Source organism: Pedobacter rhodius (genome assembly GCF_027213645.1).
Taxonomy (GTDB): Bacteria; Bacteroidota; Bacteroidia; order Sphingobacteriales; family Sphingobacteriaceae; genus Pedobacter; species Pedobacter rhodius.
Genome location: NZ_JAPWGL010000007.1, coordinates 70,857 through 89,894, shown reverse-complemented (window position 1 = coordinate 89,894; position 19,038 = coordinate 70,857). Strand labels below are relative to the sequence as shown.

Below are 19,038 nucleotides of genomic sequence, written 5' to 3'. Positions count from 1 at the left end.
CATAACAATAAAAAGTATTCTTAGTATCTTTCAGCTTTTATAGCTGATTAATGAAAACGAAGATATTATTAGGCCTGCTTCTAGCGGGATTTTCAAGTTACGCCCAAAATACAACAGCACAATATTTCAACCTTACAAGAGCCGGTTTCAAAGAAAACAATGCTTATGAAACCACTGCTTTTGTAGAAAAATATTTCCGCGTACCAGGGAACACAGGGTTCAATGCAAGCATTCGCCGTGTGGAAAGTATTTTAAAGAAAGCAGGCTTTGTAGAACAGAAACAAAATGAGTTTGAAGCACCGCTAACCTACCGCATTGAAAAACGGGCAATGAAAAATAAAACCTGGGAACCCGTTAATGCAAATATAGATATTGTAGGAGAAGCTCAGCCCTTAATTTCTTTCAAAACAAATCGCAACATGATTCCGATAAACTGCGCCTCTACCCCTGCTGAAGGTGTAACGGCAGAGGTTGTGTATGTCGAAAAAGTTATACCTGCTGAACTGGAAAAAATGGATTTGAAAGGCAAAATCTTATTTTCAGAAAATAATCCTTCAAGATTACTTGCTTCTGCAGTTAAGGTCGGTGCAGTAGGCGTTCTGGGCTATTCCATGCCAAAATATAGTCAACCGGAAGTACATCAAACTTCTATTCAATTTGGCAGTATGCGTGCCAATAGTGATGTATGGACGCTACTTCTTTCTTACGCCGCAAAAGAAAAACTTAAAGCTGCCTGTAAAAAAGGACCAATTAAATTAAAGGTTAATATCGAAACCAAAATTTATCAATCTGAAGAACTAACGGTTGTTGCTAATGTTAAAGGAAGTGAAAAAGCAGACGAAAGGTTTGTTTTCAGTGCACACGTGCAGGAACCCGGTGCAAATGATAATGCCAGTGGTGTTGGAACTCTAGCAGAAATGGCTCGATTAACTGCTGAACTTTACCAGGCTAAAAAAATTAACCCAAAACGTACACTGACATTTTTATGGGGTGATGAAATCGTATCGACCAGACGATACATAACCGAGGATACGACCCGTGCAAAAGGAATTTTATGGGGAATGAGTTTGGACATGGTTGGCGAGGATACCAGGAAAACCGGCGGTTCATTTTTAATCGAAAAAATGCCTGACCCTTCTGCCATCTGGACCCGTGGAACGGATAAACACACAGAATGGGGTGCCGGCGATGTCAAGGAAAAAGACCTTTTCCCTCATTATTTCAACGATTTTATCTTCGATATCTGTAAAACCCAGGGTAAATTTGCCAACTGGACGGTGAATTACAATCCATTTGAAGGCGGAAGCGACCACACACCTTTTCTTCAGGCAAAAATTCCAGGACTATTGATGTGGCATTTCACAGATGTTTTTTACCATACAGATAACGACAGGATTGATAAGGTTTCGCCAACGGAAATGAAAAATGTTGGCATTAGCGCTTTAACAGCCGCCTACTCCTTAGTTTCCGCTGATGAAAACATGGCGAGTGCAACTGTTGCCCAGGTTAAAACTGATGCGCTAACCAGATTAAAAACAGAGTTCGATTTAAGTAAAAAGGCCATTGCCGAAGGAAAATCTGCGGCTGATGAAAAACATATTATCGAAACCTGGAGTAAATGGTATATTGATGCTTTGGCTACTATAAATAAAATGCCGGTGAAAGCGGAAACTACAAGAGTTGGTTCATCAATTAAAGTTGCAACGCTGGAAATTGAGAAACAAACCAAGGCTTACCTGGCAGCATTAAAGTAATTCAAATATTTATATGCCTAAAGCGATAATTATCGGAGCCGGAATTGCGGGAATTGCCTCGGCAATACGAATGGCAATAAAAGGCCATGAAGTTGATGTGTTTGAAGCCAGTTCGAAACCAGGCGGTAAACTGGCAGAAATAACAATGAATGGCTTTCGTTTTGATGCCGGCCCGAGTCTCTTTACCATGCCACAATATGTAGACGAACTTTTCAAGCTTGCCGGTAAAGACCCCAAGAATTACTTTGATTACATCAAACTGAAAGAAGTTTGCCGCTATTTCTATGAAGATGGCTTAAGGTTAACTGCCAGCTCCGATCTTGATAAATTTGCAATGGAAATAGCAAAAAAAACGGCGTCGACTACTAACGAGGTTGAGCGTTATCTAAAAAAAAGTAAAACCATTTACGAGGTTACGCACCGTGTATTTTTAGAGCGGAGTTTACATAAGCTTAAAAGTTACCTGCACTGGGATACGCTAAAATCAATATTTCGTTTTGGCCAGATAGATGCATTCAGGACACAAGCCAGCGCAAATAAATCTTTTTTTAAGGATGAGCGGGTCGCGCAGCTTTTTAATCGATATGCGACTTATAATGGCTCTGACCCTTACCAGGCGCCCGCAACATTGAATGTTATTCCACATTTTGAGTACCATTACGGAGCTTTCCTACCAAAAAATGGAATGTATGGCATTATAAAAGCTTTAATTAAGTTAGCTGAAGAGTTAGGTGTTAAATTTCATTACAATCAAAAAGTTGAAGAAATATTATATTCTGACGAGCATAAACCTAAAATAAGGGGGATAAAGGTTAATGAAAAAATTTATAAATCGGATGCGGTTATTTCCAACCTCGACATTTGGTTTACCTATAAAAGGCTACTTAAAAATATACCACCACCTAAAAAACTCTTAAACCAGGAACGCAGCAGTTCAGCACTAATTTTTTATTGGGGCATGGATGGAAACTATAGTGATTTGGGCCTGCATAATATTTTTTTCACGGAAGATTACCAAAAGGAATTTAATGCCATCTGGAAAGACAAAACCATTAGTAATGATCCAACGGTTTACATCAACATCAGTGCAAAACACGTCAGAGGTGATGCACCTTCAGATAGTGAAAACTGGTTTGTTATGATTAACGTACCGGCAAATAATGGTCAAAACTGGGATTTATTAATCAAAGAGGCTAAAGCAAATATTGTTGAGAAGATAAGCCGGATTTTAAACAGAAATATTGAAAAAGACATTATCTGCGAACAAATTTTAGATCCGAGAAGCATTGAAAGCAGAACAGGCTCTTATCAGGGTTCGCTTTATGGAAACAGTTCTAACAATCAGTTTGCCGCTTTTTTGAGGCATTCTAACTTTAGCTCAAAAATAGCAGGATTATATTTCTGCGGTGGAAGTGTACATCCTGGAGGCGGTATTCCATTAGCATTACTATCCGCAAAAATTATTGACCAGGATTTTAAGTTTAATACCTAGATAATGTGTAATAGCCTGTGCTTTCGCTTTTTTCCCTTCGGGATGATTACAGATTATTCGATTACACTGATTTTTATTTTTGTCTCTTGCGCTATCGTTCTTAACCTTTGGTTTTTCAGCTTTGAGCTTTTTTTATTGCTTCTTCCAATTTTTCGGCATCTAAATCGAAAGCATTGATAATAATTTTCGATTTTCTGTAAAATGGATTTCTTTCTTCAAGTTTCATACTGATAAACTCCAGCAATTGGTTATCATCTAAATCTTTAATAAGTGGCCGTTTCTGTCGATTATGCAACCTTGAAACCAATTGGGCAGGTTCCATTTCCAGGTAAATGGTTTCACCGTGTTCATTCATCCACTCCATATTATCAAAAAAACATGGCAAGCCACCACCGGTTGCGACAACACAATTTTCGGGATAATTATAGGTTTTAAGCATTTCGCTCTCGTAATCTCTGAAACCTTTTTCACCAAAAGCTTCAAAAAATTCGGCAATGGTTTTGCCCGATTTGTTTACAATCTCTACATCTAAATCTATCACAGGGTAATCTAACCGATGGGCTAATTGCTTTGCCTTTGTGCTTTTACCGCAGCCCATATATCCGACCAGGAAAATTTTCATTTGTATATATTTTTTTAAAGGTAATGAAGCGATTATGATTTTTCAAAGGCGTCTATTTGCAGCTTGCGGAAATTAACAAACTGCGTTTTATAAATGCATTGTACGATATCTGAAAAGCCGTAACGGTTTCATAAGAGATTTGTACGTTTAAAAATAATGTAATCCGTTACGGGAGGTTCAATCCCACTATTTTTAAGCAAGGTAATTATTTGCCCCCGATGATAAGTAGAATGATTAAGCATATGTAAAAACATTTCGCCAACGGTATTTTTAAATTCCTCACCTTTTGAGTTTTTGTACACAAGAACTTCGTCAAAGTTTTTTGTTGCCAGGCAAGCATGGATAAGTTTGAAATTATTTAAGGAGATACGGTTAAAATTTTCCTTTTTATGTTCCTGCCAAACATCATAAATGACCGCCTCACCTGAGATACGTTTTGCCCAAATATGCTGCGCATTTAATACATGACTAAATAATCGTTCTGCTTCTGGCATATGTAAATCAGAACTGACGAATGCTTCCATCACCTTTTTATCGGCGAGTTCTGTATAGGTAATAAATTCATCTACCATATTAAGCTAATTTCACCCTCGGGTCAACGTATGCATAAAGAATATCGACCAGAATATTAATTACAACGAATACAAAGGCAATAAATAAAATAGAGCCCATTACGACGGGAAAATCCGACATTTCGAGGGCGGTAACCGTTGTCCTGCCCAAACCATTATAGCCAAATATATATTCAACAAAAAATGACCCGGCCAATAAAGAAGCAAACCAACCAGAAATAGCAGTTATTACCGGATTCATTGCATTTTTCAGAGCATGTTTATAAATAATCGCGTTTCTACCCAGTCCTTTTGCCCGGGCAGTACGGATATAATCCTGTGCTAAAACATCAAGCATCGCACTTCGGGTTAACTGAACAATAATGGCCAACGGCCTTAATCCCAAAGTTATCATGGGCAGCCACAAATTTCTAAGCGTCAATATTTCGCCCTTGAAAGGGTCGTAGCTGTATAAACTTCCACTCATTCTTAATCCGGTGTAATTGCTCAAAACAAAGCCGAACAGCCATGCAATAATAATTCCTGCAAAGAAAGATGGTGCTGAGATACCCAGAATTGCAAATGCATTTGCAGATTTATCAATCCATGAATCTTTGTAAACCGCAGAGAGTACACCTAAAAATACACCGATGATGGTTGCAAAAATCATAGCCGTTAGCGCCAGGATAAATGTATTCGGAACGGTTTCAGAAAGTATGGCAGTTACATCTCTTTTGGTTTGATACGAACTTCGAAGATATGGCCATTTTAGTACTAGTGCTTTTTTATCGAAGTTAATCAGCTTCGCAAAATGATATTTCTTTTGAGCGATGCTATCATTATCGACCAGGCTAACTGGCGATAAATCATTTACATATAAAATGAATTGAACCGGCTTCGATTTGTCTAAACCAAATTCTTTTCTAACCGCTTCCAGCGATTGAACATCAGCACGCTGCCCCATCGTCATTCTGGCCGGGTCGCCGGGTAAAATATTAAACAATACAAAAACAACAAGTACCACACCGGCCATAACCAGTAATCCGTACAAGAGTTTTTTTATGGTATAGGCTAACATTTATTTATTTATTGAAATATTTACTGCTTAACTGCTCGAAAGTGGGCACATTGTGAAAATGCCATTTATTAATAACAACGCCGTTTTTTAAAAGTAAAATGCCCGGGTTAGCACGAACCATACTTTTTAGAGGTACAGCATCGGCATAAAAAACCTCTGAAAACAAATTGTTTTTCTTAATAAATCGCGCTGCATCAGCTGCAGAATTCGAAGTAAGTAAAACCGTGCGGATATTAAATTGCTGTGTTGCGTTCATTGCCAGCGCATTTAAATCGCCAATGGCTTTTGCGTTTGTATCGTTTAAACTATAGGCAACAAAAACCAAACTGTAATAAGGATTTTCGATTAGCTCTTTTGTATAATCCGTTCCCGAAGCATCGGTTATGATGAGATCTTTAATTTTCGGATCATAGCCTTTTTTAACCAATGTTTTGGTTGGTTCGCCAACAATTTCCCAATTATTATCTTTCCAGATTTCTGTTTTGAGGTAATCCTTATCACTCATATCTTTTTCGGCTTTCGTCGCTTTATTTTTAAGGTGATACATGATTTGAAATTCATCTGGTTTTTCGCCCGGTGGGATAACCATTAAGGAAGGGATATGCGCACCAACTTTATATGGGAGAAAATCAATAACAGGTAAAAAATTATACGTGTATAAACCGAATAATAGAGAAATTATCACCACAACTACAGTCAAATTTCTTTGTGTAGAAGCCTTTTTAAAGGCAGGCTGAATTAAATCTTTTTTCAGAAAAATATAGACGATTAGCACCAATAGAATCAAGTCTTTACTAAACGATTGCCAAGGCGTTAATGGAATTGCATCACCAAAACAACCGCAACTGGTTACCACTTTAAAAAATGCAGAAACGAATGTTAACAGGGTAAAGAAGATAATCAACAAAAGTAATCCCCAAGCGACTTTTTTTCCCAAAAAACCAAATAAGAGTAAAGCCCCTAAAACAATTTCCAGTGTACAAAGCAAAATGGCAATTCCTGTTGCTATCGGACTTAAAAAATCCATATGAAAAACTTCAAAATACTCCTGAAGTTTGTAGCCAAAACCTAATGGATCATTTGCTTTTATTAATCCTGAAAAGATAAATAATACACCTACAAAAATTCTCGAAAAGGTTAAAGCTATGTTTTTCATCTATTTTACGCCAAGTTTAATCAATGCAAATACAGAATAGTTTAACATATCCTGGTAATTTGCGTGTACACCTTCTGAAGCTAATGTTTGTCCTTCATTATCTTCAATCTGTTTAACACGGAAAATTTTCATCAAAATTAGATCTGTTAACGAACTGATGCGCATATCTCTCCAGGCTTCGCCGTAATCGTGATTTTTCGCAAACATTAGGTCTTTAGTTTCCTGAACTTTTGCTTCAAACAAATCCTGAACAATTTCAAAAGGCATTTCTGTCGGGTCATTTTCTGTCAACTCCAACTGCATCATGGCAATAACGCAATAATTAATAATGCCGATATATTCAGAAGTTATGCCCTCGCCCACTAAACTAACTTTTTTCTCTTCTAGAGTACGGATGCGCTGGGCTTTAATAAAAATCTGGTCGGTAATAGAACTTGGCCTCAAAATGCGCCATGCGGTGCCGTAATCTTTAGTTTTTTTAAGGAATAAGGATCTGCAAACTGCAATCACATCATCAAATTCGGTAGTGGTATTTGTTTGTGCCAAAGCCAATAATTATTTAGTTTTAATGTATTTTTGTTTAGAAAAAACGAAAGCTAAAGATACATTTTTAAAGCGAAACCCAAATCCCGAAAGGGTTTAATATGGCAGAAAAAAACTTTTTTGAAGCAAAACAAAGCCTGAATATAAAAGGAAAAGTCTTTGATTTGAGTACTCCAAAAGTGATGGGAATATTAAACATTACACCGGATTCTTTTTACAGTAACAGCCGAACAAGTTCTGTTGATGAAGCACTACGCAAAACAGAGCAGTTTTTAAATGAGGGTGCATCTTTTATCGATATCGGCGGCTATTCTTCAAGACCCGGTGCAAAAGACATTTCGGAAGATGAAGAGCTTTTTAGGTTAGTACCTATAATTCAGGCTTTGAATAAAAACCTTCCAGAGGCAATAATTTCCATAGACACATTCAGGGCAAAAGTTGCTGAAGAAACAATCCGAGCCGGAGCGCATCTAATTAATGATATCGCTGCGGGCGACATGGACGATAAAATGTTTGAAACCGTTGCCAGGTTACAGGTACCCTACATTTTCATGCACATGCAGGGCACACCGCAAAACATGCAGCAAAACCCCGTTTATAACAATGTTTTGCTCGATGTTATTGATTACCTCGCAAAGAAAATTTCAATTTTAAAGGCACTAAAAGTTCATGATTTAATACTTGATCCGGGTTTTGGGTTCGGAAAAGCAATTGAACACAATTACGAATTATTGGGTCAGTTACAGGATTTTAAAATTTTCAATCTTCCTGTCTTGGTTGGCTTTTCCAGGAAGGGGATGATTCATAAAGTTTTAAAGAACACGGCCGCCGAAGCCCTAAACGGTACAACCGTGCTTAACACAATTGCGTTGCAAAAAGGTGCAAAAATTTTGAGGGTTCATGATGTTAAGGAAGCGGTTGAGTGTTTGAAGCTGGTTGAAAGGCTAATTGGTTAATTACCGAATTGTTTAATCAATTAATATGTTAGCTAAGAATTAATTTGTTAAATTCATATTAAATATTCCTATGTCTAATTACATCCAATGATTAAAACTTAAATTTAATTATGATGCATGTTTATTCATTTGATCGGCGCTTTAGATCTCGAATACGTCACCAACGAAGAATATGTTTTTAGACAGAGGCTTGATGAACGAACAAATAAGCTTTGCGTAATTCAATGCTCAAAAACAAATAGATATTTCAATGCCGCTCACATGCACGATTAACCTATTTTACAATTTGAACGATTAGCCTGTTTGCAACTTCGTACAATTATTAGCCCTTGAAAACAGTTAACCATTTTTTCAATTTAAACGATTAACCTGTTTGCTACTTCGTGCAATTATTGTCCCTTTAAAACAGTTAACCAATTTTACAATTTAAACGATTAACCATTTCAGACAATTTAAACAATTAACCATTATTTGCTATCTTGTCCCTAATGAAAGGATTAGACTTCGATTTTGTAAAATTCACGGTAACCGATGTTGTAGATATTGTGCTGGTTGCACTTCTGATTTATTACGTTTATACACTCATTCGCAATACATTAGCCGTAAATCTTTTGGTTGGTATGCTGATTATTGCGGTGTTTTACAAAGTTGTAGACATTCTGCACATGAAGCTGCTGACGACAATCATAGAAAAATTTATGAGTGTTGGCATCATTGCACTAATCGTTATTTTTCATCCCGAAATCAGGCGATTTCTTTTACTTATCGGAAAAAACGCTTTTTTACAGAAAAACAAAGCGTGGTGGGGTTATTTATTCGGCCGTAAAGAAATCGAGCGCAATAACTTAACCCGTATAAAACCAATTATTGATGCCTGCAAAACCATGAAGAAAACCCGAACCGGGGCATTAATGGTTTTTGTAAAGTTTTATGATGAACAATTCTTCGCCAATAGTTGCGAAGTTGTTGATGCCAAAATATCTAAGCGATTACTCGAAAGCATATTTCAAAAGAATAGCCCGCTGCATGATGGCGCAGTTGTTATTTCAGAAAATAAGATTAAAAGTGCCAGCTGCATTTTACCGTTAACCGATAATGACCAGCTGCCATCGCAATTTGGTTTGAGGCATAGGGCCGGTATTGGCGTTTCGGAAACAACTGATGCCGTTGCGGTAATCATTTCAGAAGAAACAGGTGAAATATCTTATGCAAAACAAGGCAGGGTAAGGATGAATGTTTCGTTCGGAGAACTTGAAAAGTTACTTAATAAAGATTTTTAGTTAGCACAGATTAAAAAGATCTTTAAATGATTACACCGATTCACAAAGTAAATATCAGTGCAATCATTTAAATCTGTGGAATCTTTTTTCTTAACAGTATTGCTCAAAAGCGCCGATTAAGTTATCAGCAATCATTTGTGCCGGACGGCCTTCAATCTGATGGCGTTCAATCATGTGAACCAATTTACCATCTTTAAATAAAGCCATTGCTGGTGATGATGGCGGAAAAGGCATCATATAGTTTCTGGCCTGGTCTACAGCTTCTTTTTCCATTCCGGCAAAAACGGTAACCAATTTATCAGGGTGTTTTTCGTGTGCTGCTGCTGCTCTCGCTGCAGGGCGGGCATTTGCAGCCGCACAACCACATACTGAGTTTACCACAACCAAAACTGTTCCTTCGCCTTTAATCGCTTGGTCAACATCTTGTGCATTTTTTAATTCTTCAAAACCTACGTTGGTTAATTCCTTACGCATTGGTTCTACTAAATATTCTGGATACATTATCGTTAGTTTTTTATTTACAATTTCAGAGTACAAAAATAAGAAAATCGAACAGCATGAACCCCTCGGTTTATATTTTTAAGGTAAAATTAGCAGCGTCCTATTTCATTCCTTTAAGGAAGTTATCATACATTTCAGGATTCGTGATTGCACCAACGATAACAAGCACAAAAAATACGATTGTTAAAATACTCAGAATTGTAGCAACCATCCCACAAATCTTCCCTGCTTTAGCATTTTTATAGGATGACTCAGTATAAAATGCTGGATTTAATTTGTATTTATTTACATCACCTGCACCAAGTACCCAAGCTATAATACCAAATATCAAACCGAATATTCCATAAAAACAACATGCAGGAATAGCGATAATGCCTAAAACCAATGCAGCAGTTGCATTTGGTAAATTTTGTTGCCCCATTCCGTTTCCAAACTGGCCAAATGGCGGTGGCTGCTGAAATGGTGGAGGTGTTACAGGGGGCGTTTGTAGAGGTTCGACTGCCGGAATATCATTTTTTATCGGTTCAATCGGATTTTCTTGGGGCGTTCCTTGTTCGTCAGACATAAATTATGTTTTAGTTTATAAGTAGATGGTTGTATATTTTGTAAATGTAATTGATTAAGATAATTACTGCAATACCTGTAAACACCAATTTAATTACCTGAGCTCCAAACTTAAAATCTACTTTAAGATGAATAACTGTGAAAATAATTAAAATAATAAGTGGAATTGTGGCTGGATAAAATCTAAAGGATTCGGGTAAATTACCTTTTAATAATGCTAAAACGGAACGCTGCAAACCGCAGCCCGGGCAATCAATGCCAAAATGAGCCTTGAAAGGGCAGCTTAAAAAATGTCGATTTAACCAATCGAAAACACTAGATTTCTGTTGCGTCAGCATCTTCTATATAATTGATTTGAGCATCCTTCCAGATTTTATATTTCTCCAAATCTTTCAATACTTGTTTATAGACCAGATTCAGCACAAAAACATCATCGATAAAACCCAGTACAGGTACAAAATCAGGAACAACATCAATGGGAGACAGAAAATAAATTAAGCCACCAAGAATGGCAATAATGGAGCGTTTCGGAATTTCGGTATAATCGCCGTTAACGTAATCTTTGGCAATGGCAAAAAGCAAAACCATTTTGGCCCAAACGCCTTCCAGCTGACCTTTATTTGTAACTGCTTTACCTAAAGCTTCCTTAATGGTATCGCTTGCTTTAGTTTTATCATTAAGTATAACGGATGCCTTGCTTTCTGATTTTTTAAAGAAATCTAATATCTTTTGCCTGTTCAACTTCATTTTTCTCAGCGATTTTATTATTTAAACAACAAAATACCTACGCTCTGGATTTTAATAAATCCAAAATATCATCCAGGTATTTTCTTTCATTGGCCAAACGAGGAACTTTGTGTTGCCCACCCAGCTTATCTTTAGCTTTTAACCAGTCGTAAAATGTATTTTCCGGCACATTATGAACTTTCGGGCGACATAAGGCCATATCCTTAAAGCGCTTTGCATCATAATCAGAATTTATTTCCCGTAAAGTATTGTCCATTACATCGATAAATCTTTCAAAATCATCAGGCTGCTTGTCAAACTCGATAATCCATTCGTGCCCTCCGGCCTTTTCGCCCTTAAAGTATATTGGCCCGGCCGTATAATCTTTAATCTCGGCACCCGTTGCGCAGCATGCTTTTGTTAACGCCTGTTCTGCGTTATCGATAATAACTTCTTCGCCGAAGGCGTTTATGAAGTGTTTTGTACGTCCGGTAATTTTAATCCGGTAAGGCGATAAAGAGGTAAACTGAATGGTATCGCCAATCATATACCGCCATAAACCACCATTGGTGGAAATGACGATAGCGTAATTTTTATTTAATTCTACTTCGCCAAGCAATAACGCTTTCGGATTTTCTTCCCCAATGTTTTCCATTGGAATAAACTCATAAAAAATACCATAATCGAGCATTAAAAGCATTTCTTCTGAATTATCCTGATCCTGAATACCAAAAAACCCTTCGGATGCATTATATGTTTCCAAATAATACATATCTGCTGATGGGATGAGCTGTTTAAACTGCTCGCGATAAGGGGTGAAATTTACAGCGCCGTGAACATAAAGCTCCAGATTTGGCCAAACTTCAAGTAAGTTTTTCTTGCCTGTTAATTCAAGAACTTTTTTAGCCAGAACAATTGTCCAGGTTGGCACACCAGAAATACTGGTTACATTTTCCTGAATAGTTGCTTCGGCCATCCTATCCATTTTAATTTCATAATTATCCATCAGGGCAATGGACATATCAGGCGTTCGGTAATATTCGGCCCAGATGGGTAAATTTTTAATCAGTACGGCCGATAAATCGCCGTAAAAACAATCTTCGTTCAGTTGATTAACCTGATGACTTCCACCTAAAACCAACCCTTTTCCGGTAAACATCTGATTATCGGGCCGGTTATTACAATAAATGGAAAGCATATCTTTCCCGCCTTTAAAATGGCACTCTTCTAAAGATTCTTCAGAAACCGGGATGAATTTACTTCTATCGCTGGTGGTTCCCGATGATTTTGCAAACCACTTTATATCAGATGGCCAGAGAATATTTTGCTCGCCATTGAGCATGCGCTCGATGTATGGCTTAAGCGTATCATAGTTTTGAATCGGAACCCGTTCCTGATACTGCTGGGTTGTTAAAATAGTTTTGTAATCATATTTCTTTCCCCACTCTGTATTTTCAGCACTACCTATCAGGTTGTGAAACCATTCTTCCTGAACATCGTATGGATATTTCATAAAAAGCTCAATCTGATGGATTCGCTTTTTCATTAACCAGGTGAAAATTGAATTTACAATTGCCATATCCTGATTTAAACTTCAAAGGTTTTACGCTTCAACACAAAATTGGCTCCCAAATATACTTTTCGAACCATTTCATTTTCTGCTAAAACTTCCGGCACACCTTGTTCTAATATTTTCCCTTCAAATAATAAATAGGCTCTATCCGTGATCGACAGGGTTTCCTGAACATTATGGTCGGTAATCAGAATGCCGATGTTTTTATGCTTTAATTTTGCCACAATACTTTGAATTTCTTCAACTGCGATCGGATCTACTCCGGCAAAAGGTTCATCGAGCAAAATAAAATTGGGGTTTGCGGCCAAAGCACGGGCAATTTCGGTTCTACGACGTTCGCCACCAGATAATAAATCGCCACGGTTTTTACGAACCTTATGTAAACTGAACTCATTGATTAACTCTTCGAGCTTTTCTTTTTGTTCTTCCTTACTCATTTTGCTCATTTCCAAAATGGCAAGAATATTTTCTTCAACGGTTAGTTTTCTGAATACCGATGCCTCTTGTGCCAGGTAGCCGATTCCTTTTTGTGCCCTACGATACATCGGGTCTTCGGTAATGTCTTCTTCTTCCAGAAATATTCTGCCTTCGTTTGGTTTAATCAAACCAACAATCATGTAAAAGGATGTTGTTTTACCCGCACCGTTTGGACCAAGCAAGCCGACGATTTCCCCTTGACTTACATTGAAAGAAACATCATTAACAACAGTGCGTTGCTTATATTTTTTAACCAGATTTTCGGCCCTTAATATCATTCGTATTTACCATTTTTAATTTACGATTTACGATTACTGCAAACCTAAACTCATATTTCTCACATTACGTCATTCTGAATTTATTTCAGCATCTTTTTTACAGACGCTGAATCGGTTCAGCATGACGAGCTGTTTAATTAACTTTTATTCCTTTAATATTTAACTGCAAACGCTTCTTATCCCTCCAAACGTTTTCTTCTATCGTATAACAAACAGAAAAAGGCACTTTTGGTTGTAAAAGATTTTGATATTCGGCCAGGCCAAAACCAATGCCTTCAAAAATAGCTGAATTTTGTTGCTTTATATTAATTTTTAAATGATTGCCACCCACTGCCATTGCATGTTGAGCCAGATAAACATTATGAGTAACAAATATCGGGGCCATATTTTCAGGTCCGAAGGGACCCATCTGCGCTAATACCCGATAGAATTTACCGTCAATCTGGGCAAGTTCAACCTCGGCATCGATCTTTATCATTGGTGTTAACAACTCTTCTGTAATTGTTGCGGAAACAATTTCTTCGAATTTATCGGCAAAAGCATCAATATTATCTTGTTGCATGGTTAATCCCGCAGCAAATTTATGTCCGCCATATTGATCTAACAAATGTGCACAGCCGCTTAAAGCTTCATATAAATCGAAACCGGCAACCGAACGACAAGAGCCGGCCACATGCCCGTTAGATTTTGTTAAAACAATTGTAGGACGATAGTATTTTTCTGTTAAACGGGAAGCGACAATTCCGATAACACCCTTATGCCAGTTTTCGTTAAAAACCACAGTTGTTTTTCTGTTGATTAAAATTTCGCTGTCGCCGATTAATGCCAACGCTTCGCGGGTAATATCCTGGTCATAAGTTTTACGTTCGGTATTTTTTAAGTTAATGAGCTCACTTTGCTCTAAAGAATTACCATCAGCTTGGCAAAGCAACATCGCTACTGCATGTTTTGCATGGTCGATTCTGCCTGCGGCATTAATTCGGGGACCTAAAGTAAACACCACATCGGTAATGGTATAATTTTCAGTTTTACCCGAAACTTCCATCAAAGCACGTAAGCCTTCGCAAGGATTTGTATTTAGCTTACGAATGCCATAATAAGCCAGAATTCTGTTTTCACCAACCACCGGAACAATGTCTGCTGCAATGCTTACCATCACTAAGTCGAGGTATTTCAGATAGCTTTCTTTTGGTAAATTATGCTTTTGAGCATAGGCCTGAGCCAGTTTAAAACCAATTCCGCAGCCCGCGAGTTCTTTGAAAGGATATTCGCAATCGGTACGTTTTGGATCCAGTACCGCAATGGCTTTTGGAAGCTCATCGCCCGGTAAATGGTGATCACAGATAATGAAATCGATGCCGAGCGCATTTGCATAATTTATTTTATCAACCGATTTTATGCCACAATCTAATGCAATAATTAACGAAAATCCGTTCTCACTGGCGTAGTCGATACCCGCAGTGGAAATGCCGTACCCTTCTAAATACCTGTCGGGAATATAGTATTCAATGTTTGGGGTATGCTGAGAAAAGAAACTATAAGCTAATGCAACTGAGGTAGTTCCATCGACATCATAATCACCATAAATAAGAATTTTTTCGTGTGTGGTAAGTGCTCTTTCGATTCTTTCGATGGCCACATCCATATCTTTCATGAGGAAAGGATTATGAAGATGTTCTAAATCGGGCCTGAAAAAATCTTTTGCCTCATCAAAGCTGCAGATATTTCTTTGCACCAAAATTTGTGCGAGCGAGCGATCTATATTTAGTTCTTCAGCAATTTTATTTATCGTATCATCATTACAATCTGATGCTTTTACCCATCTTTTTTCCATTTATTTCTATTTCCGAACAGTAAATATACATTTTAATTAAATACTCTAATACAATTGGCATACTTACAAAAACGTTTAAACAAATAGATTGTTAACTTTGCACAAACATTAAAACGCTGATATTTTGCAAATCCACACTCTATTTGAAGGCACTTATTCTGTTGATGCATCAAAAAAATTTGTTCCATTCGATGCTGCCGTTCATAATTTTAAAGACCGGCCAGCTTCTTTATTTATCAACGTTCAGCCTTTTTTGGTTGAACTGAAAAATGATTTGATTTTATTTGATACCGGCCTGGGTTTCAGTGATGACCATGGCGAACTGATTCTACATAAAAACATTAGAAATGCCGGTTTCGACCCTACTGATGTGACGAAGGTCTTAATGTCGCATTTGCATTATGACCATTCAGGCGGTATGGTTCATAAACTGGGCGACAAAACCGAATTAAGCTTCCCTGATGCTGAATATGTAATTAACCGTGGAGAATGGGAAACGGCTTTCAGCAGTACATCTTCCTCTTACCATACTGATATTTTTGAATACCTGCAGCGTAATGCACAATTAAAATTTGTGGAGGGAGACGGTAATTTAGATGAAACGATTGCCTTTGAATTTACTGGTGCACATTGCCCTAATCACCAGGTTTTTCTTTTAACCGAAGACAATCAAAAAGTATTTTTTGGTGGTGATGTTTTACCCGAGCCGGAAGAACTGGTTAAAAATTTTATTGCTAAATACGATTTCGACGGCCGCAAAGCAATGGAGTTGCGAAAGGTCTTTGGCAAACGTGCTGCTGATGAAAACTGGGAATGTTTATTTTATCATGGTAAAAGTGCCGCAACCGGTTTTGTAGATGTGATTGAAGGCGGGTTTAGGATTAGGTAAAGGAAGGTTTAGGGGTTAAAGGCAGAAGGCTTAGGGTTAACGCCAAAATGAAAATTATTACCACCTAAGACACTTAGGAAAAAGATTTCAAATAATAAAATTTCGAATGAGCTTTAATTCGATCCGAATCTTAGGTGTCTAAGGTGGTGAAGAAAATTATTGCTATGACCCAAAAAAAGGCCTCGACAAATTGCCGAGACCTTTAAAATGATTTAACCTTTTCTTTTAAAGAAAGGTTTTATTTTTTAGCTACTAATTTCACAGCTAATTCAAAGTTATCATCAATTGCTTTGTCGCCAATGCTATCGAAGAAAGATTTTGAACCGTAACGGATATCATATTTAGTTCTGTCTACAGTGATTTTACCCGCTAATGCAGAAACAGTACCATCTGCATTTACAGCTACAGTTGCAGGAAAACTTAATGGTTTAGAAATACCTTTGATGGTTAAATTACCTGTTACGGTTACATTAGCGCCTGAACCTGTAACTTTCGTAATTACGAAAGTTGAAGTAGGGAATTTAGCCACACCAAAAAAATCATCTGCTTTTAAATGTCCTTCTAATTTAGCGCTACCATCAGCATCTTTAATAGAATTCATATCGATTGTGAAAGTACCACCGGTTACTTTTTTACCATCAACATTTAAAGTTCCTGACTGTAAAGCGATTGTTCCGTTATGAGAACCTGTTACTTTTTTGCCAATCCAGGTAATAGTCGATTTTGCTGCATCTACAGTGTAAGTTACTGGTTTAATAGTTGTAAAAGCTGACAATGCAACCACTGCAACTAGTAAAAAGATTGAAGAGATTTTTAATTTCATTTTCTGGTTTTTTAATTTTATGATACAAAGATATGATTAAGGCCGAACCTTTGTTGTTGACCTATGTTAAGATTTTCAAAAATAGCAGATTTATTTAAAATCATTCTATTGACTAACAAACATCAGATAGGTTTAATTAAGCTTATTGATTTTTTCCCAGAAACTTCAAGTGTTAGTGCAGCAATATCCATGGTTATTTGCGTCGGAGAATTACAATCACAATTCGTCAATCCAATAACATAAATGTCTTCATCCGGAATATAAACACCCATTGTCTTAAACCCAAATATGCTTCCTCCATGCGCTCTTACCGGCGTACCATTAATTTCTTTAATATGCCATCCATAACCATAATTAAAAACCTCATCATTATTTAATTTATATTTGGTGAATGCCTTTTTTAAAGTTTTAGAACCAACAATTAAATTTTTGTTTAATGCATTTTGCCATTTAAGCATATTATCGGCTGTAGACATTAATGAACCCGATGAGAAAGGAATACTAAAACTAATCGACGTTTTATTTACATATTTCTCCATTTTCTTCTGATATCCGTAGGCCCTGTTCTTTACCAAAGTTACATCAGAAGCATAATGGGAATCTTTCATTCCGGCTTTTTCGAAAATATTTTGGTTAATATATTCTTCATATGTTTTTCCTGAAACCAGTTCGATGATATGACCTAAAATGACATAGCCGGAATTATTGTATTCAAATTTATCACCAGGTGGAAAATCAACAGGTTCATTTTTAAAAAAATCGATCATTTGTTTAGGTGATAAATTTTGTTGCGAAATCTGTTGCAATGATTTCATTTTAGTAAAATCCTTAATACCCGAAGTATGTGTTAATAAATGGTGGATTGTAATTTTATCTCCGGAAGGATAATCAGGTATGTATTTATAAATAGGAGCATTCAAATTTACCATATTCTTTTCTGCTAATTGCAGGATAGCTATAGCAGTAAATTGCTTTGTCATAGAACCTAACTGGAAGATATTATCGGTCTTCATGTTTACATCCAGTTCCAGATTTGCTTTGCCAAAAGCTTTACAATAAATTGGCTTTCCGTGTTTCGCCACCATAAAAACCCCGCCGGGTTCATCCTTATCTTTAAATAAATTGGTAAGTATGCTATCAATTCGGGCATCGAGATTTTGTGCATGGGTGAAACCAGATGTACCAATAACTATCAGAAATATTGCAAGAATTTTTTTTATCATATATTTCTTTTATTTAAAACATTTGACGTAGACATTTTATTTTAGGTTACATAAGATTAAGTTTTAGCGAATCTTTTTTAATGACAAGAAATCATTAAAACTGAATCAGCTTTAATGATTATCTTAGTAAAGAATTTTATAATATGAAACATAACGCAAAATCAATTCGTCCTTTTATAGGAGCTAAAGACTTTGAAACATCCAGGAATTTCTATAATGATTTAGGCTTTGAGGAAGTAAATCTGGGCGATAACATGTCGGTTTTTAAAACCGGAAATATGGCTTTTTATTTGCAAAAAGCTTATGTTAGAGACTGGATTGATAACACCATGATTTTTATGGAGGTTGATGATGTTAGTCGTTTTTACAACGAACTTTTGGAATTAGATTTACCAGGCAAATATAAAAACGTTAAGTTAACACCCATTCGAAATGAAGATTGGGGCAGAGAATGTTTTCTTCATGATCCATCAGGAATATTGTGGCATTTTGGTGAGTTTAAATAGAAAAACTTCCGCCTTTGTTTAAGCAACTAAATACTTTAAAAATGCAGCAACTTTGAATATACTGTCATGCTGAGGAACGAAGCATCTGTTTCATTGATTGCAGATGGTTCGTTCCTCAGCATGACAGAGTTTTAAAAAAATGAATGAATGGTGGGACTGCTATTTCGATGAAATACTAAATACTCATTTCAAAAAAACTGTAAGCTTTATGA

The 19,038-nt window shown here is 36.8% G+C and carries 20 protein-coding genes; 6 read left to right on the top strand and 14 right to left on the bottom strand.

The features are described from left to right. Positions 1-50: 50 nt before the first annotated feature. The gene (locus O0931_RS19810) at positions 51-1,754 is read left to right on the top strand and encodes a M28 family peptidase (RefSeq protein ID WP_269417209.1); all 1,704 of its coding nucleotides are present in this window, start codon (positions 51-53) and stop codon (positions 1,752-1,754) included. 13 nt (positions 1,755-1,767) lie between these two features. Then, positions 1,768-3,246: a 1-hydroxycarotenoid 3,4-desaturase CrtD gene (crtD, locus tag O0931_RS19805; protein ID WP_269417208.1), complete on the top strand. Its 1,479-nt coding sequence runs from the start codon at positions 1,768-1,770 to the stop codon at positions 3,244-3,246. A gap of 115 nt (positions 3,247-3,361) precedes the next feature. On the opposite strand, the gene O0931_RS19800 is transcribed toward crtD, so the two are convergent. The 5 genes from O0931_RS19800 to O0931_RS19780 form a co-directional block, all read right to left on the bottom strand. Continuing rightward, complete coding sequence (locus tag O0931_RS19800) at positions 3,362-3,868, bottom strand: shikimate kinase (protein WP_269417207.1); 507 nt, start codon at positions 3,866-3,868, stop codon at positions 3,362-3,364. 128 nt (positions 3,869-3,996) lie between these two features. Next, complete coding sequence (locus O0931_RS19795) at positions 3,997-4,440, bottom strand: DinB family protein (RefSeq protein ID WP_269417206.1); 444 nt, start codon at positions 4,438-4,440, stop codon at positions 3,997-3,999. A gap of 1 nt (position 4,441) precedes the next feature. Beyond that, complete coding sequence (locus tag O0931_RS19790) at positions 4,442-5,497, bottom strand: ABC transporter permease (RefSeq protein ID WP_269417205.1); 1,056 nt, start codon at positions 5,495-5,497, stop codon at positions 4,442-4,444. 4 nt (positions 5,498-5,501) lie between these two features. Then, positions 5,502-6,653 carry a BT_3928 family protein gene (locus tag O0931_RS19785; protein ID WP_269417204.1) on the bottom strand — a complete coding sequence of 384 codons (1,152 nt, stop codon included), beginning with the start codon at positions 6,651-6,653 and terminating at the stop codon, positions 5,502-5,504. Then, the gene (locus tag O0931_RS19780) at positions 6,654-7,205 is read right to left on the bottom strand and encodes a DUF1599 domain-containing protein (protein ID WP_269417203.1); all 552 of its coding nucleotides are present in this window, start codon (positions 7,203-7,205) and stop codon (positions 6,654-6,656) included. It lies immediately after the preceding gene. A 92-nt stretch (positions 7,206-7,297) separates the two neighbouring features. On the opposite strand from O0931_RS19780, the gene folP reads away from it, so the two are divergent. Both folP and cdaA read left to right on the top strand, forming a co-directional pair. Next, a complete protein-coding gene (folP, locus tag O0931_RS19775; RefSeq protein WP_269417202.1) occupies positions 7,298-8,152 on the top strand; it encodes a dihydropteroate synthase in 855 nt (284 codons plus the stop codon). Positions 8,153-8,640: 488 nt separating this feature from the next. Then, a complete protein-coding gene (gene cdaA, locus O0931_RS19770; protein ID WP_269417201.1) occupies positions 8,641-9,432 on the top strand; it encodes a diadenylate cyclase CdaA in 792 nt (263 codons plus the stop codon). 90 nt (positions 9,433-9,522) lie between these two features. Here cdaA and O0931_RS19765 read toward each other — a convergent pair whose 3' ends face one another. The 7 genes from O0931_RS19765 to recJ form a co-directional block, all read right to left on the bottom strand. Then, on the bottom strand, positions 9,523-9,933 hold the full coding sequence (locus O0931_RS19765; RefSeq protein WP_269417200.1) for a BrxA/BrxB family bacilliredoxin: 411 nt from the start codon (positions 9,931-9,933) through the stop codon (positions 9,523-9,525). Between the two features lie 100 nt (positions 9,934-10,033). Continuing rightward, entirely contained in the window at positions 10,034-10,498 is a 465-nt protein-coding gene (locus tag O0931_RS19760; protein ID WP_269417199.1) for a CCC motif membrane protein, read from the bottom strand. A gap of 10 nt (positions 10,499-10,508) precedes the next feature. After that, complete coding sequence (locus tag O0931_RS19755; RefSeq protein ID WP_269417198.1) at positions 10,509-10,835, bottom strand: DUF2752 domain-containing protein; 327 nt, start codon at positions 10,833-10,835, stop codon at positions 10,509-10,511. Next, complete coding sequence (locus O0931_RS19750; RefSeq protein WP_269417197.1) at positions 10,813-11,244, bottom strand: YkvA family protein; 432 nt, start codon at positions 11,242-11,244, stop codon at positions 10,813-10,815. The genes O0931_RS19755 and O0931_RS19750 overlap by 23 nt, the downstream gene beginning before the upstream one ends. A 37-nt stretch (positions 11,245-11,281) precedes the next feature. Next, positions 11,282-12,802 carry a GH3 auxin-responsive promoter family protein gene (locus tag O0931_RS19745; protein ID WP_269417196.1) on the bottom strand — a complete coding sequence of 507 codons (1,521 nt, stop codon included), beginning with the start codon at positions 12,800-12,802 and terminating at the stop codon, positions 11,282-11,284. An 8-nt stretch (positions 12,803-12,810) separates the two neighbouring features. Continuing rightward, positions 12,811-13,551, bottom strand: coding sequence for an LPS export ABC transporter ATP-binding protein (gene lptB, locus O0931_RS19740; RefSeq protein WP_269417195.1), 741 nt, complete (start codon positions 13,549-13,551; stop codon positions 12,811-12,813). A 133-nt stretch (positions 13,552-13,684) separates the two neighbouring features. Next, positions 13,685-15,385 carry a single-stranded-DNA-specific exonuclease RecJ gene (gene recJ, locus O0931_RS19735; RefSeq protein ID WP_269417194.1) on the bottom strand — a complete coding sequence of 567 codons (1,701 nt, stop codon included), beginning with the start codon at positions 15,383-15,385 and terminating at the stop codon, positions 13,685-13,687. Positions 15,386-15,509: 124 nt separating this feature from the next. On the opposite strand from recJ, the gene O0931_RS19730 reads away from it, so the two are divergent. After that, entirely contained in the window at positions 15,510-16,274 is a 765-nt protein-coding gene (locus O0931_RS19730; RefSeq protein ID WP_269417193.1) for an MBL fold metallo-hydrolase, read from the top strand. A gap of 238 nt (positions 16,275-16,512) precedes the next feature. Here O0931_RS19730 and O0931_RS19725 read toward each other — a convergent pair whose 3' ends face one another. Beyond that, complete coding sequence (locus O0931_RS19725) at positions 16,513-17,097, bottom strand: YceI family protein (RefSeq protein ID WP_269417192.1); 585 nt, start codon at positions 17,095-17,097, stop codon at positions 16,513-16,515. 122 nt (positions 17,098-17,219) lie between these two features. Beyond that, positions 17,220-18,320: a serine hydrolase domain-containing protein gene (locus tag O0931_RS19720; protein WP_269417191.1), complete on the bottom strand. Its 1,101-nt coding sequence runs from the start codon at positions 18,318-18,320 to the stop codon at positions 17,220-17,222. A 143-nt stretch (positions 18,321-18,463) separates the two neighbouring features. On the opposite strand from O0931_RS19720, the gene O0931_RS19715 reads away from it, so the two are divergent. Continuing rightward, the gene (locus O0931_RS19715; protein WP_269417190.1) at positions 18,464-18,826 is read left to right on the top strand and encodes a VOC family protein; all 363 of its coding nucleotides are present in this window, start codon (positions 18,464-18,466) and stop codon (positions 18,824-18,826) included. Positions 18,827-19,038: the final 212 nt, after the last annotated feature.

Excerpts from the sequence above, each read along its gene's own strand:
- folP (WP_269417202.1), top strand. The coding sequence starts at position 7,298 with ATGGCAGAAAAAAACTTTTTTGAAGCAAAACAAAGCCTGAATATAAAA.
- O0931_RS19755 (WP_269417198.1), bottom strand. The coding sequence starts at position 10,835 with ATGCTGACGCAACAGAAATCTAGTGTTTTCGATTGGTTAAATCGACAT.
- O0931_RS19795 (WP_269417206.1), bottom strand. The coding sequence starts at position 4,440 with ATGGTAGATGAATTTATTACCTATACAGAACTCGCCGATAAAAAGGTG.
- recJ (WP_269417194.1), bottom strand. The coding sequence starts at position 15,385 with ATGGAAAAAAGATGGGTAAAAGCATCAGATTGTAATGATGATACGATA.
- cdaA (WP_269417201.1), top strand. The coding sequence starts at position 8,641 with ATGAAAGGATTAGACTTCGATTTTGTAAAATTCACGGTAACCGATGTT.
- O0931_RS19715 (WP_269417190.1), top strand. The coding sequence starts at position 18,464 with ATGAAACATAACGCAAAATCAATTCGTCCTTTTATAGGAGCTAAAGAC.
- O0931_RS19720 (WP_269417191.1), bottom strand. The coding sequence starts at position 18,320 with ATGATAAAAAAAATTCTTGCAATATTTCTGATAGTTATTGGTACATCT.
- O0931_RS19785 (WP_269417204.1), bottom strand. The coding sequence starts at position 6,653 with ATGAAAAACATAGCTTTAACCTTTTCGAGAATTTTTGTAGGTGTATTA.
- O0931_RS19765 (WP_269417200.1), bottom strand. The coding sequence starts at position 9,933 with ATGTATCCAGAATATTTAGTAGAACCAATGCGTAAGGAATTAACCAAC.
- O0931_RS19725 (WP_269417192.1), bottom strand. The coding sequence starts at position 17,097 with ATGAAATTAAAAATCTCTTCAATCTTTTTACTAGTTGCAGTGGTTGCA.
- O0931_RS19810 (WP_269417209.1), top strand. The coding sequence starts at position 51 with ATGAAAACGAAGATATTATTAGGCCTGCTTCTAGCGGGATTTTCAAGT.
- O0931_RS19790 (WP_269417205.1), bottom strand. The coding sequence starts at position 5,497 with ATGTTAGCCTATACCATAAAAAAACTCTTGTACGGATTACTGGTTATG.
- O0931_RS19745 (WP_269417196.1), bottom strand. The coding sequence starts at position 12,802 with ATGGCAATTGTAAATTCAATTTTCACCTGGTTAATGAAAAAGCGAATC.
- O0931_RS19760 (WP_269417199.1), bottom strand. The coding sequence starts at position 10,498 with ATGTCTGACGAACAAGGAACGCCCCAAGAAAATCCGATTGAACCGATA.
- lptB (WP_269417195.1), bottom strand. The coding sequence starts at position 13,551 with ATGATATTAAGGGCCGAAAATCTGGTTAAAAAATATAAGCAACGCACT.
- O0931_RS19800 (WP_269417207.1), bottom strand. The coding sequence starts at position 3,868 with ATGAAAATTTTCCTGGTCGGATATATGGGCTGCGGTAAAAGCACAAAG.
- crtD (WP_269417208.1), top strand. The coding sequence starts at position 1,768 with ATGCCTAAAGCGATAATTATCGGAGCCGGAATTGCGGGAATTGCCTCG.
- O0931_RS19750 (WP_269417197.1), bottom strand. The coding sequence starts at position 11,244 with ATGAAGTTGAACAGGCAAAAGATATTAGATTTCTTTAAAAAATCAGAA.